The following is a 22,108-nucleotide window of genomic DNA, read 5'->3' as shown; positions in this document are numbered from 1 at the left end:
ATGCTGAAGAAGTTTTTCACATTTTCTTTGGGTGGGTTTACTGCTGCGGCTATCACTTTTGCATCAACACCTATCATAAGTAACTTAGTTTCACCGGTCGATTTTGGCAAATCTGGTTTCATCATTCTATGCTACAGTTTTATGTTGCAAGTGATTCTTTTAGGCCTTGATCAGAGTTATGTACGGGAATACTATAATTCACCGGAACAAAGCCGTCCGGTCTTACTAAAGCGGTCAGCCGCTATTCCAATCTTTATAAGTGCTGTATTAGTACTGCCATTATTATATTTCTATAAACCTATTAGTAACTACCTGGTTGGTGAGGAGAGAAAAGATGTGGTTGTTTTGTTAGGTGCATTATCATTTGCCGCTACTTTGGAGCGTTTTGCATCATTGAAGATTAGAATGGCACAGAAAGGAGTAGCATTTTCAATAGTTAAAGTAACTAATTCTATTGTAAATGTTGCTGTTACGATTGTTTACGCAAAATATGTAAAAGCTGATTTACTAAGTATTTTAATAGGATGTTTGTCTGGATTAGTTGTATCAACAATAGTCGCCAGTTGTTTGGTTACAACAAAGAGGGATGAAGTTAAATTAGGTGTTTATCCGCCCATATCTATTATAGCGCTTATAAAATATGGCTTACCATTCATACCGGCATTTATAGTAGGTTGGTTATTCGAGGCAATTGATCGGGTAGCAATAAAACAGTTGGCAGACTTTAGTCAGCTAGGTTTATATACAGCAGCTATGAAAATTGTAGCAATACTTACCTTGTTACAAACAACGTTTTCTAATTTTTGGGTGCCAGTAGCCTTAGAAGCCTTTGAAAAAGGAACTAATGATGCGAAATTATTACTAAGTCGCTGGTTTCAATGTCTCAGTGCCTTATTTTTTTTAGGAGGCTTAATTTTAATGGCATCTAATCGGCTGTTAATTAAGTTATTTGCTTCTGATTATTCAGCAGCAGCTGTTATAATACCTTTTTTAGTGTTTATACCACTTATCAATACACTATCAGAGATAACTGTTGGCGGAATTAATTTCATGAAGAAGACATATTTGCATGTCATTATTTCTATCGTATGTACAGTAGTAGGTATAGCTTTAACAATTCCACTAGTATCAAAATTTGGAGCTAAAGGCGCAGCGCTATCAGCCGCCTGTTCGTATCTAGTATTTTTTAGTTTACGGACATATTTTTCATATCGCCTTTTTCCTGTTGATTTTAATATAGTTAAGTTTGCATCCGGTTGTATGGTTTTATTTGTATCAGCTACAGCGAACACTTTTTACCCCAATGATGCAGCCTCAACAGTGGTAAACTGTTTATCAATTATATTGATTTGTATTTTCAACCGAAATGATTTTACGTATATGATAGAAGAGGTTAAACTATTAACAAAGCGGAATTTATCAGACTGTTCGCCTGATTAAATCATTAGTAATATGAAGATTTGTACGATAATAGGTGCTCGGCCCCAGTTCATAAAAGCCGCAGTTGTATCCAGGGCGATTTCAGAAGTAGAAGGACTGACAGAAGTATTGATACACACTGGTCAGCATTTTGATGCCAACATGTCTGACGTTTTTTTCACAGAACTTGATATCCCTGTACCTGATTATAACCTTAAAATCGGCGGGGGTACTCACGGAGAGAACACCGGCCGTATGATCGAGAGTATTGAAAAAGTGCTGATCGATGAAAAGCCTGATCATGTACTGGTTTATGGCGATACAGATTCTACACTTGCAGGCGCTTTAGCGGCTGCGAAACTTCATATACCGATAGCTCACGTCGAAGCGGGCTTGCGATCATTCAATCGCAAAATGCCAGAAGAAATTAATCGGGTATTGACTGACCATGCTGCCAGTCTATTATTCGCGCCTACAGAAACTGCCGTTGAAAATTTAGTTAATGAAGGAATTGCGGCTGACAAAATAAGTCAGGTGGGCGACGTAATGTTTGATGCTACGCTGTACTATGGAGAAAAGACCCGTCGTCCGCAGCTTTCAGATATAAGAGATGAGTTCATAATGTGCACTATCCATCGTGCAGAAAATACCAATGATCAGCAAAAGTTGCGTGCGATTATCAGTGCTTTAAATGAAATTAGCGAAACTACTCAGATCGTCTTACCACTTCACCCGCGCACAGCTGGTATCATTAAAGCAATGGGTGATGTAAAATTGGGTGATAGCATTAAAGTAATCGATCCTGTGGGGTTTTTGGAAATGCATTGGCTGCTACAAAACTGTTTAATGGTGATGACTGATAGTGGTGGTGTGCAAAAGGAGGCATTCTTTCACAAAAAACCATGTGTTACACTTCGGGATGAAACGGAGTGGGTAGAACTGGTTCATTCCGGCGTAAACCGATTGGCCGCCCCTGGTAGAGTCGATATCCCGGATGTTGTAGCCGGAATGGCGAAACTGAAGATAAGTCCAGCGCTAAATTTGTATGGGGATGGAAACGCTGGAAAAAAAATAGTAAAGATTATTAAAGACAAGGTGATATAATTCGACATGGAAAATGCTGTAGTTCACATACCTAATTTATCACTTGGAAACACCCAGTCTGTAGCAAATATGATAAAACGCGTGGGAGGCGAAGTGATTATTGCCATGACCCCTGAAGATTTATCTTCTGCAAAGAAAATCATCTTGCCTGGCGTGGGTGCATTCGATGAGGGAATGAACGAACTTAGGGACCAGGGATGGATTGATGTGCTTAATAAACTGGTGCTTGAGAAAAAGGTGCCAATATTGGGAATTTGCCTGGGTATGCAATTTTTTTTTGAAGGTAGCGAAGAAGGGGAACTGCCTGGATTGAGCTGGATATCCGGCCGGTTAAAACGATTTGTAAGCACACACGAAGATCCAATTAAAATCCCCCATATGGGTTGGAATGCCTTAAACGTATACCGTCGCGAAAGTATTATTCCTGAAATGGAAGAAGAACTGAGATATTATTTTGTGCATTCTTATCATGCTATATGTGGAGATGTCGATGATTTAGTAGCTACAGCCCACCACGGATCTGACATTACCGCAGCAGTGCAACGCAATAATATATACGGTGTGCAATTTCATCCGGAAAAAAGTCACACTTTTGGAATGGCTTTACTAAAAAACTTTTTATCTGTTAAATGCTGAGACACCGAGTAATTCCTGCGCTGCTTTTGAAGAATGGCGGACTTTACAAAACTTTCAAATTTGACAAGCCAAAGTATGTAGGTGATCCGATTAACGCAATACGTATCTTCAACACCAAACAGGTGGATGAGCTGATGGTGATTGATATTGATGCCAGCAGATCGCAAAAAGAGCCTAACTATTCGCTTATTGAACAGTTTGCGGGCGAATGCTTTATGCCCTTGTGTTACGGGGGAGGAATTAAAACCGTTGAGCAGGCATCAAGAATCTTTAAGCTCGGCGTCGAAAAAGTTTGCCTGCAAACTGCAGTTTTGGACAATACGAAACTAGTGAAAGATCTTGCAGATAGATTTGGAAGCCAGAGCGTAGTGATTTCTGTGGACGTAAAGAAAGATTGGCTGCAGCGTCCTAAACTGTACAAAGCAAGTACGGGCCAAAGTCATTCAAAAAACTGGTTGGATTTTATTAAAGAAGTTGTGGACGCAGGTGCCGGAGAGGTTTTATTAAATTCTGTAGACCGCGATGGTACACTACAGGGCGCGGATTTAAATCTGATCAGTCAGGCGAGCGCCGAAATATCAGCCCCTTTGATTGCTTTGGGAGGGATAGGTAGCTTAAAGGATATTAAAGATGCGATCAATTCTGGTGCGAGCGCAGTAGCTGCGGGTGCTTTCTTCGTATTTCATGGACCCCACAGAGCAGTGCTGATCACTTATCCTGAATATAAAGAGTTAGAAAAATTATTAAAAGATTAATATGGCGACTTCATACCAGATTTGTACCCGTTGCGTGATGGATACTACTGATCCAACTATTGCATTCGACGAAAACGGAGTTTGCAACCATTGCCACACTCATAATGAAGAAATGAGGAAAAAAGTGGTGCAGGGAGCCGCCGGTGAAAAAAAGCTTTCGGAAATTGTATCCACCCTAAAAGAGCAAAACAAAAATAATAAATACGACTGTGTAATCGGGGTTAGTGGTGGAGTGGATAGTACATTCGTTGCATACAAGGTAAAGCAACTAGGCTTAAGGCCGCTGGCTGTACATCTTGATAATGGATGGGACTCAGAGCTTGCTATAAAGAACGTGGAGAATATATGCCGGAAACTCGATATTGATCTTCACACTATTGTTTTGGACTGGAATGAATTTCGTGATCTTCAACTGGCTTTCCTTAAGGCTTCTACCCCCGATTCCGAAATTCCAAGCGATCATGCAATTGTAGTTTCCATGCTTCAGACAGCAAAGATGATAGGTGTTTCCCATATTCTTACTGGTTACAACGTTAGGACGGAAACTCATCTTCCGGCCGAATGGTCTCAAGGGCATTTTGATTGGGGGTATATCAAAAACGTTCAAAAACAATTTGGTACTGTAAAATTGAAAACGTTTCCGCATCTTTCTTTGTTTAATTTTGTCTTCCCGCCGTATAGTAAAAAGTTCATTAATATTCTAAATTATATTGAATATTCAAAGAAAGACGCCATGCCCATATTGGAAAATGAAATCGGCTGGCGTTACTATGGGGGGAAGCACTATGAATCAATCTATACTCGCTGGTTTCAAGGGTATTGGTTACCCACCAAATTTGGGTACGACAAACGAAAATCCCACTTGTCGAGTCTGATTTGTGCTGGGGAAATAACCCGTGATGAGGCGCTTGAAGAGCTTAAAAAGGACACCTATTCGCCAGAGCTGCAGAGAGAAGATACTGCTTATGTTTTGAAAAAATTTGATTTGACCAAGGAGCAACTGGATGCTATCCTACATGCACCTAAAAAATCGTACTGGGACTATAAGCCTTACGGCCGTCTCTATAGAACAGGTTTATTTAAGGGACTTAGGAAGTTGTATCGCGCTATAAAGAAATAAGCTACGTTGATGAAAAAGGTCTTAATGCTCGCAACATACTTTCCTCCGGCAGGTGGTATCAGCACTTTTCGTATTACCAAATTTGTAAAGTTTCTCCCCCAATTTCATTGGAGACCTGTTGTGCTTACAGTCAATGAAGAGTCGTACCGCGAATGCAAATTTTTAATTGACGATACATTGCTTAAAGATGTTGCCGATGATTTGATCATCTACCGCACCGGGATAGCGAAAGAGCCCACTTTTTTAAAGAGCCTGCGGAAGGGCTTACCTACCCGTTGGCTTCAACCTCTTTTCGCTATCATTGGTGAGGTTATTAAAAAAGAAAAGCCAGATTTACTCTTTGCCACCGGCGATCCGTTCTTCCCGTTATTAGTTGCTCCTTTCGCTAAGAGCCGTTATGGAATCGATTATATTATCGATCTGCGCGACCCCTGGAAGCTAGCAGTAGTTGATAATCCCATGAAAGGCATCAAGGGTAAAATATTTGGGCCACTTAATAACTTCATTGAGCCGCGGGTGTTAGGGAAAGCATCGAAAATCATAGTGGTATCAGAGAAAATGGCACAAGATTACCGGCAAGCGTACCCTCAACGGAATCCGGATGACTTTGTTGTGATTCCTAATGGCTACGATCCCGATGATTACGATGTTATTAGCCCGGTCATTTTCGAGGAATTTACAGTTACATATGCAGGTAAGTTCCTGTCAGGAAAATCGTTTCGTAATCCCGACCCCTTTTTACAGGCGATGAAAATTCTGCGCCAGAGAGGAATAAAAGTCATTTTCCGATATGTAGGCCCGGTAAATCAAGAAGTGGAAGAACTTGTGGCTCAGAACGGTATGATAGATCAGTTTCAAGCAACAGGATACCTTTCTTATCATGACACTATTTCCAATATGAAAGGTTCTGATTTGCTGCTACTAATTGGCAGCGGACAGGAAACGGAGCAGACCGGAAAAATCTTTGACTATTTGGGAAGTAGGAGGCCCATTTTAGCATTAGCGGGGCGAAAGGGAGGCATAGCTGACGTGGTTAAAGGAATCGAAGAGATTGCACTGATTGATAACAAAGATCCTAAAGCAATTGCTGATGCCGTTGAAGAATTTTATAGTAGACGGAGTAGGCAACCTGTGGAACGAACTAATATCAAAAGATTTTTGCGGTCGAGTCTTACAGGAGACTTAGTAAAAGTGTTTGACTTAGTAAAGCAAAAGTTATGATAAGGATCTCAAATAGTTGCAAGTCATGTTAAAAGCCGCGAAAGAAGTATATTCCCTTTGCATTTCAATTTTTGCACTGCCTGTAGCCTTATTGTTTGTTATTGCAGGCAAGTTCGCAGTATTTTGCGGGGCTTTTTCAGAAGTGTCAATCTTGGCGTCAAAAGTCCCGTTCAATTTTGGGATTAGAGTTCGTTACATTTATTACAAGCTTACATTAAAGAGTCTTGGTCGCGATGTTAAATTTAAATATGGCACTTTTTGCCAATATCCTAATGCGGTGATTGGTAACAGAGTATTGTTTGGTTACTATAATGCAATTGGGGAGGTTATTATTGGAGACGATGTAATAGTCGGGGGCTTTGTTAATTTTGTAAGCGGCACAAAGCAACACTCATTCGACGATGATAGTCAACCCATCAGCACACAGAAGGCGGCTGGAAGAGTGACCATCAATATAGGTTCAGATGTATGGATAGGTAGCAACGCAGTTGTAGCCGCAGACGTAGGTTCAAGATGCGTGATTGCAACCGGAAGTATTTTGGTACGTCCTGCGGAAAATCGCAGCATTTACGGCGGTAATCCTGCAAAGCTGATTAGAACGATATAGGAAATAACGATGTTTTTTCGGTTCATTTTAGTTAATGTATTTTCATTTATAAAGCGATTTTTTGCGTTTAATCCAACGCTTTATGGCGCAATAGTCTTTCTGCCGCTATTTACGGTTTTGAGCCCCGTTATATCAAAAAAGTCTTTGCTTTTTGTTATTCTTTTTACGTTCATTTTGCTAATAACCGGCAATATATCTTCCTTCGGAAACTTCATCATGTATTTCTTGCTGCTGCTGGCTATACCAATGTTTAAAAGAGTAAGTTTTGAAACTTTGCTTTCTAGGTCGTTTTGGTTCTTTGTAGTGGTATCTATCTATGGACTCACCCAAAAGGCTTTCGGGTACTCACCTATAGAAAAAAGATGGATACAATCGGGGCTGAGCTTTGCTAGTGAACGAGAATTTCTCACAGATGACATCAGGCCCTTTTCCACCTTCGCAAGCATGCCTGAGTTTACGCTATTTATTGCTGTCTATATATTTTTCTTTGCGATTAAAAAAAAATATTGGTTGCTGCTTTTTTCTCTACTAATGTTATACATTGCAGGCTCCCGGGGTGTCTTTGTATCAACGCTAGTTTCATACTTTTTCACGTTTGTTTGGAAAAGATACACTGGCGGATACTTATTTCTCTCGTTTTTGACATCATGTTCACTATTCTTATTTTTAGTCTTTGTCTTTCCGATTCTCTTTTCTTCAGCAGACACTGGCTCTCGTATGCTTGCATACGGAACCTTTAATGGCAGAGTTGAGCTCTTAGCCAAGGTTTTAGAGAACAGTTCGTTTGCAGATTTATTTACCGGACTTAATTTATCCAAAATGGATCTAGAGAGTACGTTCGACAACCTCTATTTTATGTTAATAGCGCATTTTGGAATTTTCGGAGGCTTGTTCTTTCTGTTCTTCTTTTTAAAACAAAAGATTGATAGGAAGAGCTTCTACTTTTTATCTATTTTTCTTGGGTATGGGTTCTATGCTGATATGTTATTCAGTTACTATTTGATGTTTTTGTTTTTCTTTGCAATCTATTCGCAGAGCTGCTTAATGGACGATCGAAAGGCATTGTCACTAAGTTCCCCGAATGACGGTTCGCTTAATAAAGGTTTATGTTGATTAAAAAGAAGAGAGTTCTGGTGCTTGGTCAAACACCTCCTCCTTACGGAGGGCAGGCTTTGATGCTCCAAACTCTTTTAGAAGGTGAATATAAAAATGCACAGCTATTTCATGTCAGGCTAGACTTCTCCAGGGACTTTGATGACATGGGTAGTTTTAAGCTATATAAATTTTGGAGTCTGTTTAAGGCAATTTTCCAGACTATATTTTACAGGTATTATAAAAGCGCCGACATATTATATTACGGGCCTGCGGGCCCAAACAAGCTAGGAATGTATAGGGACATGCTCTTGCTTGCGCCTGTACGCCTATTTTTCAAAAAGACAATATTACATACGCATGCTGGGGGATCTTCCAGGTTATATGCGGATTTAAATGTGATAGCAAAATTTTTTTACCGGATTGCATTCTTCAAGCCGGACGTTCTTATCACACTAACGAATTTCAGTCACGGGGATGATGTAGTGCTGGTGCCAAAAGCTGTTTTTGTGGTGCCTAACGGTATAAAAGATGAATACCAATTTTACAAATTTGTATCAACGCCGAAACTCGACAGTAAGATCAATCTTTTATACGTGGGGGCCATGTACGAGGAAAGAGGAATTACTGAACTCGTTTATGCCGTTGATATTATTAGAAAGCGTGGGGTCGATGTAAGGCTTCAGATGATGGGAATATTTATATCAAACGACTTCGAAACTAAGATTAGGGCTTTAATCGATAAATTGGGATTGGACCAATACATCGTGTTTCTGGGAACTAAGGTAGGTGAAGATAAGTGGGGTGTATTTAGGGATTCAGATATATTTTGTTTCCCTACTTATGTGCCTTCGGAGACATTCGGCTTGGTTTTGGCTGAAGCAATGCAGTTTGAAATTCCGGTTGTGGCTACGCGTTGGAATGGTATTCCCCTTGTTTTTGAAGATGGGAAGGACGGACTTTTGATTGATATAAAAAATCCCCAAGATCTAGCCGATAAAGTTGAGCACCTAGCTCGTAATGAGAAAGAGCGAATAAAGATGGGGCAAAATGGAAGGAAAAAATATTTGGATAGATATTCGATAGATACTTTCCGAAGCAAAATGGATATAGTATTTAGCCAGGTATAATGGATATGAGATTACTAATAACCGGAGGGTCGGGGTTTATCGGCTCAAATTTTATCGACTTACTAACTCACAATAATTTTGTAGAGTTTATTAATGTTGACAAGCAAAGGCCGTTAAATAGTCAACATAATGACTATTGGAGACCATGTGATATTTTAGAAAAAGAAAAGCTTAGACAAATATTCGACCAGTATGCGCCTACCCATGTATTACACTTGGCAGCAAGAACGGATACCGCTAGCGATAAGCTGGAAGATTATGTTGAAAACACCGAAGGGACAGCTAATTTAATTAACGCTGTTGAGAATCAGCCCTCTGTAAAGCTAACAATCATTGCGTCTACACAATATGTCTATAAATCTAAAGAATTTCCCTTACCTGAAAGGGAAGATCAGTATATACCGCATACTGCTTATGGCGTTAGCAAAAAATTAAGCGAGGAAGCAACTAGAAATTCATCAATGCATAGTGCGTGGACAATCATCCGGCCAACAAATGTATGGGGGCCATGGAATATGCGATATCCGAATGAGTTCTTGAAGATTATTGATAAAGGCTTATATTTTCATCCAGGTAAAGCTAATCCAATCAAGTCTTATGCTTATGTTAAAAATGTTGCCCATCAAATTTGGGGAATTTTACAATCGCCTACACAGGCAGTAGATAAGCAGGTATACTACGTTGGCGATCCACCTATGGCGTCATTAACTTGGGTGAACTCTTTTTCTCAGGAATTAACAGGGAAAAAGGTTAAATCTTTTCCAGTACCCTTAATGCGGCTTGCATCTCATATTGGAGATTATATAAAAAAACTCAATATCCCATTTCCTCTGCATATGGTAAGATTTAATAATATGCTTGATGACTATGACACTCCAATGCAAAAAACACTAGATGCGTTTGGTCTTTCCCACCCGAATCTTGAGGAAAATGTTCAGGAGACTATTGGTTGGATAAGGGGCAATGGAAAGTTTTTTTTTCCATATTGGAGAGATAAACGATGAGTCGATATTTATGCCTATTGGGTCTAATTCCTTTTTTGTATGGAAGAATATTTTAACGTTTCACTTGAATTTGATCATGCTGCACTTAAAGCAACGATCGGGAAACACATAAAGGAAGAAGTTAAAGGATATGTGTGCGTTGTTGATGCTAACGTTTTAACTATTGCTCAGAAGAATAAACACTTCCGTCATGTTCTCAATAGCTCATTAGTCAATACCTGTGATGGGAGCTCAATAGCAACGTTAGCTGGACTAATACACAAGAAAAAATTTCGGGCGTTAAATGGGCCGGAGCTTTTTAATCACTATGTTGAGCAAAATTATTCACAACTTCTGCTAGGGAGCGACGAGAAAACATCAAACTCAGTAAAGGACGTATTGAAGCGGAAAGGGATTAACAATACGCATATCAACGTTTACCCTCTCCCCTTTAAGCACGTTGACGACTTTGATTATATCGAAATTGCCAAGAACATTAATCAAAAAAATCCCGATATTATTTGGGTCTCGCTGGGCGCACCAAAGCAAGAGTTTTTTATGGCTAAATTGTTACCCCACATTCATAAGGGAGTGATGTTCGGTATCGGTGCTGCCTTTAATTTTTACACGGGTGCAATAGCGCTACCTGACGCCAAAATCGGGGCGCTTAAATTTATCTGGATCAGTAGGATTTTTAGTGAACCTATGAAACAAATTCCCAGAGTAGTGCCTTATTTAAAAATCTTGCCCCGGCTCTACCTGGAGGAGTCTAGAAAAGTTCGATTAAACCAACTTTAACATTGTGAAGATATTAATTACAGGCTATAACGGTTTTGTCGGAACAAACCTCAGGGAGTATCTTTATTCCCATCAGATTGTAACCGTCGGGAGAGGGAAAAATGTAACGACACTAGGTTGCACTTGGGAAACTTTGGACAGTTGTGGTCATATCGATTCTATAATTCATTTGGCAGGCAAAGCTCATGATACGAAAGGAGCGTCAACTGAAAAGGAATATTTGGATGTAAACTTCGGACTTACCAAAGCTATTTTCGACTATTTCATGCAGTCAAAAGCCTCAAAGTTCATTTTCCTGAGTTCGGTTAAGGCTGTTGCAGATGTTGTGAATACTGAACTCGTCGAGGATGTAGTGCCCATGCCAGCCAGTTTTTATGGAAAATCCAAACTATTGGCAGAACAGTATATCGGGTCGCGTTCGATACCGTCGGATAAATTATGTTACGTTCTTCGCCCATGCATGATTCACGGCCCTGGTAATAAAGGAAATCTCAATCTTTTATACAATCTAGTCTCAAAAGGTGTACCTTACCCGTTAGCATCCTTTTCCAACCATCGCTCATTTTTAAGTGTGGAAAATCTATGTTTTATTATCAAGGAAATTCTTGAAAGGGATGACATACTTCCCGGGACGTATAATGTATCGGATGATGAGCCTTTATCGACAACTGATGTAGTAACATTGCTTGCCCAAGCTCAAAACAGATCTCCACGGCTACTGCACATTCCTAAAAGTTTGATAAGTGGTTTTGCCAGACTTGGAGATAAATTGCACCTTCCATTGACAAGCGAGCGGCTTCAAAAGCTCACAGAAGATTTTGTAGTAAGCAACAAAAAGATAAAAGAGGCTATCCATAAGGAATTACCACTTGCTTCCCGCGAAGGACTTTTAAAAACCGCGCGCTCGTTTAGCGAGGGCCAGTAGTAGCCTTAATCTGATAGGTCTGTTATTTACATACATACTAAGCACTCACAGTTACGACACAATACATTTCCGCTATAAGTTCATGTGTTTTAGGAAGTGACAGCGCTTCATCCTTTGAACGAAATAACTCGGCTTTGTCCTCAGTAGAATTTCCCAATCGTAATTCGCTATAGCATAAGCCTATTTATAAACGGTTGATTTCTCTCCCTTTTCGACCAACCAATTAAAAATTTACCTTTGTGCCCGTCAATACTCACAATCAATGCCCGAATTTTTCATTTACACTGGTATCCTCTTTTTGCTTGTTTTTCTGGAGTTCTTGTATTTTGGTCTCGCCGACCGCTACAATATAATTGACAAACCTAACGCACGCAGTTCGCACACCTCGATAACCCTGCGGGGCGGTGGGATCATTTTTCCTCTTGCTGCGCTATTATTCTACATCTGTTTCAGCTTTCAATATCCTTACTTCCTGCTGGGATTAACGGCCATCGCAACAATCAGCTTCCTGGACGACCTCCATACGCTTAACAATAAAATCCGCATTGTTATTCATTTAATAGCCGTTGGCTTGGTGTTTTATCAATGGGCTTTCTTCATATATCCCTGGTACTGGATACTCGTCATTTCGGTCGTCGTCATCGGCACCATTAATGCCTATAACTTTATGGACGGCATCAATGGGATTACAGGTTCTTATAGTTTGATCGCTATCGCTTCTCTCTATTACATAAACCAGTATGTGATCAGCTTTACTTCTTCGGACCTGTTGATCGTTATCGGCTTGGCTTTATTGATATTTAACTATTTCAATTTCCGTAAAAAGGCCCGGTGTTTCGCCGGAGACGTGGGAAGCGTAAGCATCGCTTTTATCATTATATTCCTTATCGGACAGTTGATACTTGAAAGTCAGAATCTTTTTTATATTCTTTTGTTATTGGTTTACGGACTTGATGCGGTGTCAACCATCCTCTTTCGGCTTATCAGGAAAGAGAACATTTTTGAAGCGCACCGCTCTCATTTTTATCAGTACCTGGCAAACGAGCGTAAATGGTCGCATTTGTGGGTTTCGGGATTGTATTTTGCTTTGCAGTTGATTGTAAATATTACGCTGATTTCCCAGTCTCCTGATCGCTCAGAGTTTGAGGAAGGTTTGTATAATCTGATCCCCGTGATTATTGGCGCTGGGGTATTGTTCATTTTAATACGGGTGGTTATCGAAGGCAAGGCACGTTTGTTTAACGCTGCTTCTGAATCCTTTCCTTCTGAGAGGGCAGGGTGAGGCTTTTTGCGCCAAAACAACCTTATTCTTTTTACCCCTCACCCTTCGGAAGCTCCCCTAAAATAGGGAGCAGGCATGGTGGCAAAGAATACTTGTCGTTCGTTATTGTCGAGCCAATCGGCAATCGTAAAGCATTATTCAAGTTAATCGCGCTCTGCATTAAGATTCCTGCCTGTGCAGGAATTACGTACGGTAGGTTGGAATGTGGCTCAGAATCGTCGTGCTGTACCATTGTGTTAACTGAGAATCCCCGTCGTTCGTCATTGCCGAGCAAATCGGCAATCGTAAAGCGCTATACCGGTGGCCGCTATCGTGCTCTGCATTAGGATTTCTGCCTTTGCAGGAATGACGGGGGTGAGTAGATTAATGTAGGTCGCTTAAACACAGAGTCCCATCCACCTTGAAACACCTAGTATACTTAATCTCAGCCTTTTCCATCATTTCCATGATTTATTAAAATGAAAAACTATCTTTGCAACACAAGCTCAACGCTATCTAATGTTTAGCAAAATAAATATCGTTCCCCGCTGGATCATCTTTTGCCTGGACTTATTCTTTTGTCTTTTCTCGCTTTGCTTTGCCTACTTTATCCGTTTTAACTTTGATATCAACCATATCAACTTAAATGAACTGAGCCGGAACCTCCTGGTGTTTTCAATCATCAGCAGCATCGTTTTCTATAATGTTAAAACCTATGCGGGAATCATACGCTACACCAGCGCCCAGGATTCCTTTCGCATCTTATTCTCAATACTGATCAGCAACTTTTTATTTGTTGCTGCAAACATCGTTTTACTGTCTTTTAACAAGGAAACCATTATCAGTAATGTGGTTCTGGTTATCAACGGCCTGTGCAGCTTCCTTCTTCTAATTACTTACCGTGTTTTCATAAAATACTTCTTCATCTACATTAAGAATCTGAGTATCAACAGGCGGCGAATTATCATCTACGGTGCCGGCGAAACCGGTATAGCCATGAAGCGTACGCTTGATCACGACCGCAACCTGAACATGCATGTGATGGGTTTTATGGATGATGATGACCGCAAGTCGGGAAAGGTGATCGATGGGATTAAGATCTTTCATCCAAGAGAACTTAAGACGTTCATTTTGGAGGATAAAATTGAGGACCTGCTGATAGCTGCGAATATTAGTCCTGAACGAAAGAATTCCATTGTAGATTTTTGCCTTGAAAACGGAATTAAAGTATTAACGCTACCCTCCGTACCTAACTGGATCAACGGCCATATCAATACGCAGCAAATCCATCAGGTAAACATTGAAGAGCTGTTAGAACGTGATCAGATTGAGATACATAATGATATCATCGGCGCGCAGTTAAAAGGTAAACGTGTCTTAGTCACCGGGGCTGCAGGGTCCATCGGGAGTGAGATCGTCCGGCAGGTAGCTGCATTTTCCCCGCAGATGATCATCCTTAACGATCAGTCGGAAACGCCCCTTCATGAACTTCAGCTAGAACTTCAGGATAAAAATCTCGACAATATTTTCCATGCTTATATCGGCGACGTAAGGGATCAGTGCAGGATGGATTTCTTATTCCAAACCTTTAAACCCCATTATGTTTACCATGCCGCAGCTTACAAACATGTGCCCATGATGGAGCATAACCCAGCAGAAGCCGTTCGTACCAACGTGATGGGGACCTATATTATGTCAAATTTATCGGTTAAATATGGGGTAGAGAAGTTTGTAATGATTTCCACTGATAAAGCCGTTAACCCAACCAATGTGATGGGCGCTTCTAAGAGGGTTGCGGAGATCTACGTCCAGTCGCTCTTCAATTCTTTCAAAGATGAGAAGGTTACTTATACCAACGGACTAAGTCATTTGAACGGGAAGGCGGAAAAGAAGATCACCAAATTCATTACCACCCGTTTCGGGAACGTTCTCGGATCAAACGGATCTGTGATTCCGAGATTCAAAGAACAGATCGAGAAAGGTGGTCCGATTACCGTTACCCACCCTGAAATTACCCGCTATTTTATGACCATTCCCGAGGCTTGCCGTTTGGTACTCGAGGCGGGCTCGATGGGTGAGGGTGGCGAGATCTATATCTTCGATATGGGTAAATCGGTGAAGATTTTGGAACTGGCTAAGAAGATGATTCGTTTATCGGGTTTGATTCCCAACCAGGACATAGCAATTGAGTTTTCAGGTCTGCGGCCTGGCGAGAAGTTGTACGAAGAGCTTTTGAACGACAAAGAAAACACGCTTCCCACTCACCATGAAAAAATAATGGTGGCCAAAACACGGGAGTATAATTTTGAAGAGATCAGCAAACATATTGAGGAGCTGATTGACCTAAGCTGTCAGTATTACGACAGGCAGGTGGTGATTAAAATGAAGGAAATTGTTCCCGAGTTTAAAAGTAAGAATTCTATATACGAGGACCTGGATTTGAAGCCAAGGGCTAAGGTTGCCATTGATTAGTCAAGCACCTCGAATAGATAATCCCTATTGTTTTCGATTGTCCCTTTAAAGCTACTCTGCATTTCTCGGAGGGCGTCTGATAAGTCGTTTCCGTCATCTAAAGGAGCCTGTCGAAGCATAGAGCGGTGGAAGAAAGCATCCAGCGCACAACCCTTCGACAACTGAAATCCCCCTAGCGTCATGATCTGTCGAAAGATTGTTGGTACCATTCAAAGCGTCCGCCAGCTGGCTAATCAGCCTGACGTGAAACTCAAGTGTGGCCGAATCTGAGTCACCCTCATTCGATCACTTGAATCCCACAATACGGTTTTCTGATAAAAATTTCTGCTTCATTTATGCAATACGTATCTTTGTGTGATAAATGATACGTGCAATGACAACGAAGCTTACATTGACTATAGAAGATCGGGTGATTGACTCTGCAAAGAAATATGCCCGTCAGCAAGGCAAGAGTTTATCTGATATTATTGAGAATTATTTGAAATCGATAACCAGTCAGGAAGAAAGGACAGCGAAATTATCTCCAAGGGTTTCTAAAATGATGGGGGTGATTTCCTTACCCGATGATTTTGATTATAAGTCCGAAATGGGCGCAGCACTCTCCAAAAAATACATCCCTTAGTGAAAAATATTTTTATAGATACCAATGTGGTGATCGATTTTCTGGCTAATCGGGAACCTTTTTCATTAGCTGCCGCTATGCTATTTGATTTGGGTGTAACCGGAAAGACCAGGTTATATATCTCGGCGGTATCATACAATAACATTTATTATATCCTTCGCCGGAGCTTAAGCCACCCCGCTGCTATCCGCTTGTTAGAGGAGCTTGCGGAAATGACTGAAATAGCTGATGTAACCGCTTCGATTATCAAATTGTCTCTAAAATCAGACTTTAAAGATTATGAAGATGCTATTCAATATTACTGCGCATTAAGTTTGCCAGATATTGATTGTATAGTGACCCCAAATACCAAGGATTTCAAAAAAAGCACCCTGGCTGTATTAACACCAACAGAAGCACTGGCATCATTTCAAAGTTTTCTTTGAGTTGTTAAGGGCTGCAGAACAACAATTAAACACAACCGGTAATGAATATTTCTAAAAGCATTGGAAGAAAGACAAAAGACCCCGAGGTTTTATCGGAGGAAAGAGGAGCTCTAGCAGGCGAAGAGAGTCATCTCGGGCGACAACCTGGCCAGGGTGCTGATGTGCGTCCGTTTTTTAATGTCAGCCCGTTCGGATTTTTATTTATAATGGTTGCTTTATTGGCTCCCTTGTTTGCTTATACCCAAAGCCGGACTTACCAATATGATTATCATCTATACCAGAAAATTAACAGCTCGGTTTATTCCATTGATACGAATCTTCATACATCTATCCGCCCAGTTTTCCCGAACGACAGTCTGCAATATGCCTATCTCGACTCTTTAAGCAGAATTGGTGTTGACACTTCTAATGAACGATCATGGCTGCATAGAAAGATCTTTACTGAGCACCTCATTCAGATTGAAAAGCCGGATTATAATGTTTATATCGACTTTCTACCTGATTTTCAGGTGGGGAGGGACAAAGAGAATAAGCGTACAACCTGGTTAAATACCCGGGGCTTTCAGATTCAGGGAAATATTGGAAGAAAGTTTAGATTTTACTCGAGCGCTTTTGAGAACCAAGCGGTGTTACCCCGATATCTGACAGACTTTGTCAATAAAAATGGGATTATACCGGGCCAGGTTAACGACAAGTTTCCGGGCAATGCTACGAAAGACTGGGCCTATGCGTCTGCTTTAGTAAATTATACTCCCAGCAAATATTTTTCATTTGTCCTGGGTCAGGATAAGAACTTTATCGGCGATGGATATCGTTCGATGCTTTTATCGGATGTGGCATCTAATTATCCTTTTTTTAAGATAGAAACCACTCTTGGGCGTGTCAGGTTTCTGAATATCTGGGCTCAATTCCAGGATCCATCAGCACCAAAGCTTTCTTATGATAACGGCCTTAGAAAGAAGTTCGGGGTGTTTCATTATCTTGATTGGAACGTTAATAAGCGTCTGTCATTAGGTATATTTGAGTCTATTATCTGGCAGAAGAATGATTCGCTCGGCAGAAGAGGTTTTGATTTCAGCTATGTAACGCCCATCATCTTTTTACGTGCAGTCGAGGGATATAACGGTTCCCCGGATAATGCCCTGATCGGATTTAACGGAAAGTACAAGTTTGCTAAGAATCTGACCACTTATGGACAGTTTATGCTGGATGAATTTACGGCTAAGGAGTTTTTTGGAGGGAATGGTTACTGGGCAAATAAATTTGGAATTCAATTGGGAGTAAAGGGATTTGATGCGTTTAAGATTAAGAATTTGAACTTCCTTGCAGAGTTTAACACCGCACGACCGTATACGTATTCTCAGCGCTCTTCTTTGCTGAATTACGGTCATTATAATCAGCCTCTGGCCCATCCTTTCGGAGCTAATTTTAAAGAGTATCTGGCTATTGTTGATTACTCGCTGAACAGATTTCAGTTTTTTGTCCAGGGCAACTTCGCCAAATACGGACTTGATCCTGAGGATGCGAATTTTGGGAAGGACATCTTCCAGTCGTATAACGACAGGGAGGGGAATTACGGACATGAAACAGGGCAGGGCATCAGTACAAAATTCACTTACCTCGATGCGAGGACTTCGTTTATTCTAAATCCGAAAACTAATCTTCGTTTAGAATTGGGAGCTGTTTTCAGGAATGAAAAGAACTCTTTTCAGGATGATCGAACGACCTGGGTGACTTTTGGCTTGAGGAGTTCGTTCAGGAACTTGTATCAGGATTTTTGATGGGGGTGCTCGGTCCATTGGGCGGCCCAACGTTTAGTCATCGGATGACTTTGCACGGGGCGCTATAGTCGGCGGATATTTTTGAGTCATCCGATGACTACCCAGGCGCTACTCACTTGCGCAGAGACCATTACGGTTACCAATAATTTCCAGTTCGCCATTTCTCCCTCTCCAAAGGAGAGGGCCAGGGTGAGGCTTCCCTCTACCTCTCTATCAGACACACCGCATACGCCACAACTCCTTCTTCTCTTCCAATAAATCCCATTGTCTCATTCGTAGTTGCTTTAATAGAGATATCCTCCAGAGATATTCCGCTTGCTGTTGAAATATGCTCTTTCATCGCAGGAACATGCGGATTAATCTTTGGTGCTTCAAGGCAGATCATAGCATCGACATTTCCTACAGTCCATCCTTTTTCGGCGAGAAGATTGACACATTCTTTCAAGAGAATCAGACTGCTTATCCCTTTCCACCGTTCATCGGTGTTGGAGAAATGATATCCGATATCTCTGAGGTTTGCAGCGCCGAGCAGTGCATCGCAGATGGCGTGTACCAGCACATCGGCATCAGAGTGGCCGAAAGCTCCCGAATGATGTTCGAGGTTTACACCGCCCAATATAAATGGATGTCCTTCTTTTAATTGGTGTACATCAAAACCAAAACCTACCTTAATTCGCATTTGACGTATTTTTCTCAGCGCCGAAGTTAAAGACTAAAGAGAACCGCAGGGTATTAGCCAGCGGACTTTTTTGCTGATTGGCCAGCAGGTAAGCAAAGTCGATGTTGAAGACGTTATACCGGAGGCCGGCGCCAAGAGTGAGATATTGCCGGTCGCCTTTATCGGGATGTTCGTAGAAATAGCCCGTGCGCAGGGCGAACTGTTTGTTGTAGAGGTATTCAAGCCCTAGCGCGTAGTTGATCTCTTTCATTTCTTCGGAAAATCCTCCAGGAGCATCCGCAAAAGAGCCAAAGATACCGGCAGGGACAGAGCGGTCGGGATCACGGCCCGCAACGATCCGGCCTTCAGAATCTCTGATAGGCGGTGTAGGTACCAGCAGCTTATTTACATCCAGGGCAACTGTAAACTCACTTAATCCGTTTAAAAAGGTGCTTGCGGCCCCCAGGCGCATATTAGTTGGGATAAATATTTTCCCGCCTCCATCTGTATAGCTGATCTTGTTGCCGATATTTGAAATGTCGAGTCCGAGCGCTACACGCGCATCAGAGCCCAGCAAAATAGTTTCTTTTTTAAAGTATGCAGAAACATCAGCGGCAAGTGCTGTAGCAGGTTTTGTTTGCTGGCCCGCCGAGAACTGCCCGTTACTAAGCGAAGAATAGATAAAGCGAACGGCGGTTCCCAGTGAGAAGTTCTCGCCGAATTGCCGGGCAAATGTTCCATCCAAAGCGAATTCATTAGGGCTGTAGGTGCCTTGCGGCTCTTTTTCAGCGCTTATTAAATCTATCTGACCGAGGGAAAAGTAACGTAATGATGCGCCAATGGTATTTCTGTCGTCGAGACGGTAATATCCCGAAAGGTAAGCCAGGTTTATATCGGGAACCAGGCGCTGTAACCAGGGGCTGTATGAAATAGAGATACCTTTGGAGTCCTCCATAAAAGCCAGTTTAGCTGGATTCCAGTGGATCGAGTTAGCGTCCGGAGAGGTAGCTGCACCCACGTCGCCCATTGATCCGGCGCGGGCATCGGGGGAAATCAACAAAAAAGGCACACCCGTCACAATCAAACCTGATCCTATCCTTCCATCGGTAGAGGGAGCTTCGGGGCCTCCCACCTGTGAAAAACATTTTAAAGTGGTAAGAATCAGTAATGAACTAACTAAATGTTTAACATTAGGTAACGCCATCCTTTAAAGTATAATAATTATAATCAGCCTCCAAACTTAACTAACTTACAGAAAAATACCTCATTAATTGCAATAAAGTTTGGCGTATAAAGTAACTTTAGTTGTAACACAAACGATCTGCCACTCGTACAAGTCAATTTACCGAAGAGAAATCCATCTGCTTTTAGTTTTTGGTAGCTCAACGATTAATAGTTATTTTTAAAAAATTAATGCTCATAATACTCAAATGAAAAGAATATCTGTAATTTTTACAACGGGACTGCTGGTGTTGGGGATTTTCGGAACAGCGTGTAAAAGCAACAAAGGTAGTGGTACTTCTTCAAAAACAGGCTGGGCCTACAATAACAAGTATAACGGAGGTTTCCAGGTTGCTCCAAAGGTTAAACCAGGGCCAGGACCAGGTTTAATTGCTATTGAGGGCGGTACGTTCGTTATGGGTGGAAGTATGAGTCAGGATCTGGCTTATGAGCACGATGCCCTGAGACGGCGTGTAACCGTAGCGTCTTTCTATATGGATGAAACCGAGGTGGCAAACGTCGACTGGCTTGAGTACCTGTATTGGATCAAAAGGACTTTTCCTGATGATGCAGAGTATTATTACAATGCTTTACCTGATTCTTTAGTGTGGCGCCGCCCACTTTCATACAATGAACCTTATGTAAGTAATTACATGCGTCACCCTGCATTTCAGGATTACCCGGTTGTGGGCATCAGCTGGGAACAGGCAAATGCTTATACCGAATGGCGTACAGACAGGGTGAACGAGCAGATCTTGCGCGACAGAGGGATACTTGTAGATTATAAGACACTAGCAGGGGGAGGAAAAGGTAAATCTGCCGGGGCTGCCACAGCTTCAGCAAACAGCGATCCTTTTAATACTGATATTTACCTCAACGGTCAGTATCGTGGCGAGGGTATTGACGGAAAGAAAATGCCTAAAGACTTAAATCCATCTGCAGCAGCTGAAGGAAAAGGCGGTGCAAGAAGACCGGTAAGGTTGGAAGATGGTATTTTAAAACAACCCTATCGTTTGCCGACAGAAGCAGAATGGGAATATGCTGCTTTATCTCTCGCTGGTAATACAGAGTATGAGAACATAGAGGATGGTAAGGTCTATCCCTGGAACGGACTTGGTGTGCGTTCTGCCAGCAAGAAAACTCAGGGTATGATTTTAGCGAACTTTAAGCGTGGTAATGGTGATAACATGGGTACAGGTGGTTATCTGAACGATAAGTACGAAATTACCGGACCTGTTACTGCATTTTTACCGAACGACTTTGGATTGTTCAACATGGCTGGAAACGTAAGTGAGTGGACAGGTGATGTTTACCGGAAGCTTTCATTCGAAGACGTTGAAGATTTTAACCCTTTCCGTGGTAACCAATACGTTGATAAGAGACTGGAAGATAAGTCGAAAGGAATTTATGCAAAAGATAAATATGGAAGACCGATTAAAGATCCGGCGCCATCTAGAAAAAAGCAGACATTTGCTGAGCTGAATGGCATAAAAGATAGCACAGCGCTAAACTCATCTATCGCTGGTAAGCCGTACGATCCCGACTTTAGAGGTCATGCGGATACTGTTAATCAGGATTTATACGGGATTACAACATTGATCAACGACCGTTCGAGAGTTTATAAAGGTGGGTCGTGGAACGACAGAGCTTATTGGTTGAATCCAGGTACCAGAAGGTTCATGCAGCAGGATGAAACCAGTGCTGAGATTGGATTCCGTTGTGCGATGAGCATGGTTGGATCTGCCGAGATAAGCTCTAAAGGCAAGCCTCAATTCGCAAAACCTGCATCTAAGGCGCCAAAGAAGGCTAAGTAACGATAGGTCTAAAAGAATATAAAAGTCTGAATCCCTTTGACGGGATTCAGACTTTTTGCGTTTG

Annotated in this window: 21 protein-coding genes; 17 read left to right on the top strand and 4 right to left on the bottom strand. The window is 41.6% G+C overall.

Annotated features, from left to right (window positions below; all coding sequences use genetic code 11):
• From J3P43_RS01850 to J3P43_RS01820, 7 genes are read left to right on the top strand one after another with little or no spacing between them, the layout of a single operon-like run.
• A complete protein-coding gene (locus tag J3P43_RS01850; protein ID WP_255898404.1) occupies nucleotides 1-1,440 on the top strand; it encodes a lipopolysaccharide biosynthesis protein in 1,440 nt (479 codons plus the stop codon).
• Between the two features lie 12 nt (nucleotides 1,441-1,452).
• Nucleotides 1,453-2,523, top strand: coding sequence for a non-hydrolyzing UDP-N-acetylglucosamine 2-epimerase (gene wecB, locus J3P43_RS01845; protein ID WP_255898402.1), 1,071 nt, complete (start codon nucleotides 1,453-1,455; stop codon nucleotides 2,521-2,523).
• 6 nt (nucleotides 2,524-2,529) lie between these two features.
• A complete protein-coding gene (gene hisH, locus J3P43_RS01840; RefSeq protein WP_255898400.1) occupies nucleotides 2,530-3,159 on the top strand; it encodes an imidazole glycerol phosphate synthase subunit HisH in 630 nt (209 codons plus the stop codon).
• Entirely contained in the window at nucleotides 3,153-3,914 is a 762-nt protein-coding gene (locus J3P43_RS01835) for an AglZ/HisF2 family acetamidino modification protein (RefSeq protein WP_255898398.1), read from the top strand. Before hisH ends, J3P43_RS01835 begins: the two co-directional genes overlap by 7 nt.
• 1 nt (nucleotide 3,915) lies before the next feature.
• On the top strand, nucleotides 3,916-5,034 hold the full coding sequence (locus J3P43_RS01830) for an N-acetyl sugar amidotransferase (RefSeq protein ID WP_255898395.1): 1,119 nt from the start codon (nucleotides 3,916-3,918) through the stop codon (nucleotides 5,032-5,034).
• Nucleotides 5,035-5,043: 9 nt separating this feature from the next.
• Complete coding sequence (locus J3P43_RS01825; protein ID WP_255898393.1) at nucleotides 5,044-6,255, top strand: glycosyltransferase; 1,212 nt, start codon at nucleotides 5,044-5,046, stop codon at nucleotides 6,253-6,255.
• A 25-nt stretch (nucleotides 6,256-6,280) separates the two neighbouring features.
• On the top strand, nucleotides 6,281-6,862 hold the full coding sequence (locus tag J3P43_RS01820) for an acyltransferase (RefSeq protein WP_255898391.1): 582 nt from the start codon (nucleotides 6,281-6,283) through the stop codon (nucleotides 6,860-6,862).
• Between the two features lie 473 nt (nucleotides 6,863-7,335).
• On the opposite strand, the gene J3P43_RS01815 is transcribed toward J3P43_RS01820, so the two are convergent.
• On the bottom strand, nucleotides 7,336-7,680 hold the full coding sequence (locus J3P43_RS01815) for a hypothetical protein (protein WP_255898389.1): 345 nt from the start codon (nucleotides 7,678-7,680) through the stop codon (nucleotides 7,336-7,338).
• 288 nt (nucleotides 7,681-7,968) lie between these two features.
• Between J3P43_RS01815 and J3P43_RS01810 the strand changes: the two genes are divergently transcribed.
• The 6 genes from J3P43_RS01810 (at nucleotide 7,969) to J3P43_RS01785 (ending at nucleotide 15,523) form a co-directional block, all read left to right on the top strand.
• Nucleotides 7,969-9,084: a glycosyltransferase family 4 protein gene (locus J3P43_RS01810; RefSeq protein ID WP_255898386.1), complete on the top strand. Its 1,116-nt coding sequence runs from the start codon at nucleotides 7,969-7,971 to the stop codon at nucleotides 9,082-9,084.
• Nucleotides 9,085-9,089: 5 nt separating this feature from the next.
• Nucleotides 9,090-10,088, top strand: coding sequence for an NAD-dependent epimerase/dehydratase family protein (locus J3P43_RS01805; protein ID WP_255898384.1), 999 nt, complete (start codon nucleotides 9,090-9,092; stop codon nucleotides 10,086-10,088).
• Between the two features lie 39 nt (nucleotides 10,089-10,127).
• Complete coding sequence (locus tag J3P43_RS01800) at nucleotides 10,128-10,865, top strand: WecB/TagA/CpsF family glycosyltransferase (RefSeq protein ID WP_255898382.1); 738 nt, start codon at nucleotides 10,128-10,130, stop codon at nucleotides 10,863-10,865.
• Nucleotides 10,866-10,869: 4 nt separating this feature from the next.
• Nucleotides 10,870-11,790 carry an NAD-dependent epimerase/dehydratase family protein gene (locus tag J3P43_RS01795; RefSeq protein WP_255898379.1) on the top strand — a complete coding sequence of 307 codons (921 nt, stop codon included), beginning with the start codon at nucleotides 10,870-10,872 and terminating at the stop codon, nucleotides 11,788-11,790.
• Nucleotides 11,791-12,052: 262 nt separating this feature from the next.
• A complete protein-coding gene (locus J3P43_RS01790) occupies nucleotides 12,053-13,072 on the top strand; it encodes an MraY family glycosyltransferase (RefSeq protein ID WP_255898377.1) in 1,020 nt (339 codons plus the stop codon).
• A gap of 498 nt (nucleotides 13,073-13,570) precedes the next feature.
• Entirely contained in the window at nucleotides 13,571-15,523 is a 1,953-nt protein-coding gene (locus tag J3P43_RS01785) for a polysaccharide biosynthesis protein (RefSeq protein ID WP_255898375.1), read from the top strand.
• On the opposite strand, the gene J3P43_RS01780 is transcribed toward J3P43_RS01785, so the two are convergent.
• Nucleotides 15,520-15,705 (bottom strand): hypothetical protein, encoded by a 186-nt coding sequence (locus J3P43_RS01780; RefSeq protein WP_255898373.1) that lies wholly within the window; start codon nucleotides 15,703-15,705, stop codon nucleotides 15,520-15,522. The genes J3P43_RS01785 and J3P43_RS01780 overlap by 4 nt on opposite strands.
• Before the next feature lie 191 nt (nucleotides 15,706-15,896).
• Between J3P43_RS01780 and J3P43_RS01775 the strand changes: the two genes are divergently transcribed.
• From J3P43_RS01775 to J3P43_RS01765, 3 genes are read left to right on the top strand one after another with little or no spacing between them, the layout of a single operon-like run.
• Nucleotides 15,897-16,145, top strand: coding sequence for a DUF6364 family protein (locus J3P43_RS01775; protein WP_255898371.1), 249 nt, complete (start codon nucleotides 15,897-15,899; stop codon nucleotides 16,143-16,145).
• Entirely contained in the window at nucleotides 16,145-16,570 is a 426-nt protein-coding gene (locus J3P43_RS01770; RefSeq protein WP_255898369.1) for a type II toxin-antitoxin system VapC family toxin, read from the top strand. Before J3P43_RS01775 ends, J3P43_RS01770 begins: the two co-directional genes overlap by 1 nt.
• Before the next feature lie 41 nt (nucleotides 16,571-16,611).
• Nucleotides 16,612-18,351: a gliding motility protein RemB gene (locus J3P43_RS01765; RefSeq protein WP_255898367.1), complete on the top strand. Its 1,740-nt coding sequence runs from the start codon at nucleotides 16,612-16,614 to the stop codon at nucleotides 18,349-18,351.
• Between the two features lie 202 nt (nucleotides 18,352-18,553).
• Here the strand turns inward: J3P43_RS01765 and ispF are convergent, their stop codons facing one another.
• Together ispF and porV are read right to left on the bottom strand one after the other, a co-directional pair.
• Nucleotides 18,554-19,030, bottom strand: coding sequence for a 2-C-methyl-D-erythritol 2,4-cyclodiphosphate synthase (gene ispF, locus J3P43_RS01760; RefSeq protein WP_255898365.1), 477 nt, complete (start codon nucleotides 19,028-19,030; stop codon nucleotides 18,554-18,556).
• Nucleotides 19,020-20,213: a type IX secretion system outer membrane channel protein PorV gene (gene porV / locus J3P43_RS01755; RefSeq protein WP_255898363.1), complete on the bottom strand. Its 1,194-nt coding sequence runs from the start codon at nucleotides 20,211-20,213 to the stop codon at nucleotides 19,020-19,022. The genes ispF and porV overlap by 11 nt, the downstream gene beginning before the upstream one ends.
• 226 nt (nucleotides 20,214-20,439) lie before the next feature.
• Between porV and J3P43_RS01750 the strand changes: the two genes are divergently transcribed.
• Entirely contained in the window at nucleotides 20,440-22,044 is a 1,605-nt protein-coding gene (locus J3P43_RS01750; protein WP_255898361.1) for an SUMF1/EgtB/PvdO family nonheme iron enzyme, read from the top strand.
• Nucleotides 22,045-22,108 lie beyond the last annotated feature (64 nt).

It is taken from the genome of Paradesertivirga mongoliensis, assembly GCF_024436395.1.
Taxonomy (GTDB): Bacteria; Bacteroidota; Bacteroidia; order Sphingobacteriales; family Sphingobacteriaceae; genus Paradesertivirga; species Paradesertivirga mongoliensis.
Note: the sequence above shows the minus strand (reverse complement) of the source record. Positions and strands in the feature narration are given on the sequence as shown.

What these genes read in the sequence shown, in the direction of transcription:
- J3P43_RS01850 (WP_255898404.1), top strand. Translation starts at nt 1, where the DNA reads ATGCTGAAGAAGTTTTTCACATTTTCTTTGGGTGGGTTTACTGCTGCG.
- J3P43_RS01775 (WP_255898371.1), top strand. Translation starts at nt 15,897, where the DNA reads ATGACAACGAAGCTTACATTGACTATAGAAGATCGGGTGATTGACTCT.
- hisH (WP_255898400.1), top strand. Translation starts at nt 2,530, where the DNA reads ATGGAAAATGCTGTAGTTCACATACCTAATTTATCACTTGGAAACACC.
- J3P43_RS01790 (WP_255898377.1), top strand. Translation starts at nt 12,053, where the DNA reads ATGCCCGAATTTTTCATTTACACTGGTATCCTCTTTTTGCTTGTTTTT.
- J3P43_RS01825 (WP_255898393.1), top strand. Translation starts at nt 5,044, where the DNA reads ATGAAAAAGGTCTTAATGCTCGCAACATACTTTCCTCCGGCAGGTGGT.
- J3P43_RS01765 (WP_255898367.1), top strand. Translation starts at nt 16,612, where the DNA reads ATGAATATTTCTAAAAGCATTGGAAGAAAGACAAAAGACCCCGAGGTT.
- ispF (WP_255898365.1), bottom strand. Translation starts at nt 19,030, where the DNA reads ATGCGAATTAAGGTAGGTTTTGGTTTTGATGTACACCAATTAAAAGAA.
- J3P43_RS01750 (WP_255898361.1), top strand. Translation starts at nt 20,440, where the DNA reads ATGAAAAGAATATCTGTAATTTTTACAACGGGACTGCTGGTGTTGGGG.
- J3P43_RS01835 (WP_255898398.1), top strand. Translation starts at nt 3,153, where the DNA reads ATGCTGAGACACCGAGTAATTCCTGCGCTGCTTTTGAAGAATGGCGGA.
- J3P43_RS01820 (WP_255898391.1), top strand. Translation starts at nt 6,281, where the DNA reads ATGTTAAAAGCCGCGAAAGAAGTATATTCCCTTTGCATTTCAATTTTT.
- J3P43_RS01810 (WP_255898386.1), top strand. Translation starts at nt 7,969, where the DNA reads ATGTTGATTAAAAAGAAGAGAGTTCTGGTGCTTGGTCAAACACCTCCT.
- J3P43_RS01785 (WP_255898375.1), top strand. Translation starts at nt 13,571, where the DNA reads ATGTTTAGCAAAATAAATATCGTTCCCCGCTGGATCATCTTTTGCCTG.
- J3P43_RS01805 (WP_255898384.1), top strand. Translation starts at nt 9,090, where the DNA reads ATGAGATTACTAATAACCGGAGGGTCGGGGTTTATCGGCTCAAATTTT.
- wecB (WP_255898402.1), top strand. Translation starts at nt 1,453, where the DNA reads ATGAAGATTTGTACGATAATAGGTGCTCGGCCCCAGTTCATAAAAGCC.
- porV (WP_255898363.1), bottom strand. Translation starts at nt 20,213, where the DNA reads ATGGCGTTACCTAATGTTAAACATTTAGTTAGTTCATTACTGATTCTT.
- J3P43_RS01800 (WP_255898382.1), top strand. Translation starts at nt 10,128, where the DNA reads ATGGAAGAATATTTTAACGTTTCACTTGAATTTGATCATGCTGCACTT.
- J3P43_RS01780 (WP_255898373.1), bottom strand. Translation starts at nt 15,705, where the DNA reads ATGACGCTAGGGGGATTTCAGTTGTCGAAGGGTTGTGCGCTGGATGCT.
- J3P43_RS01830 (WP_255898395.1), top strand. Translation starts at nt 3,916, where the DNA reads ATGGCGACTTCATACCAGATTTGTACCCGTTGCGTGATGGATACTACT.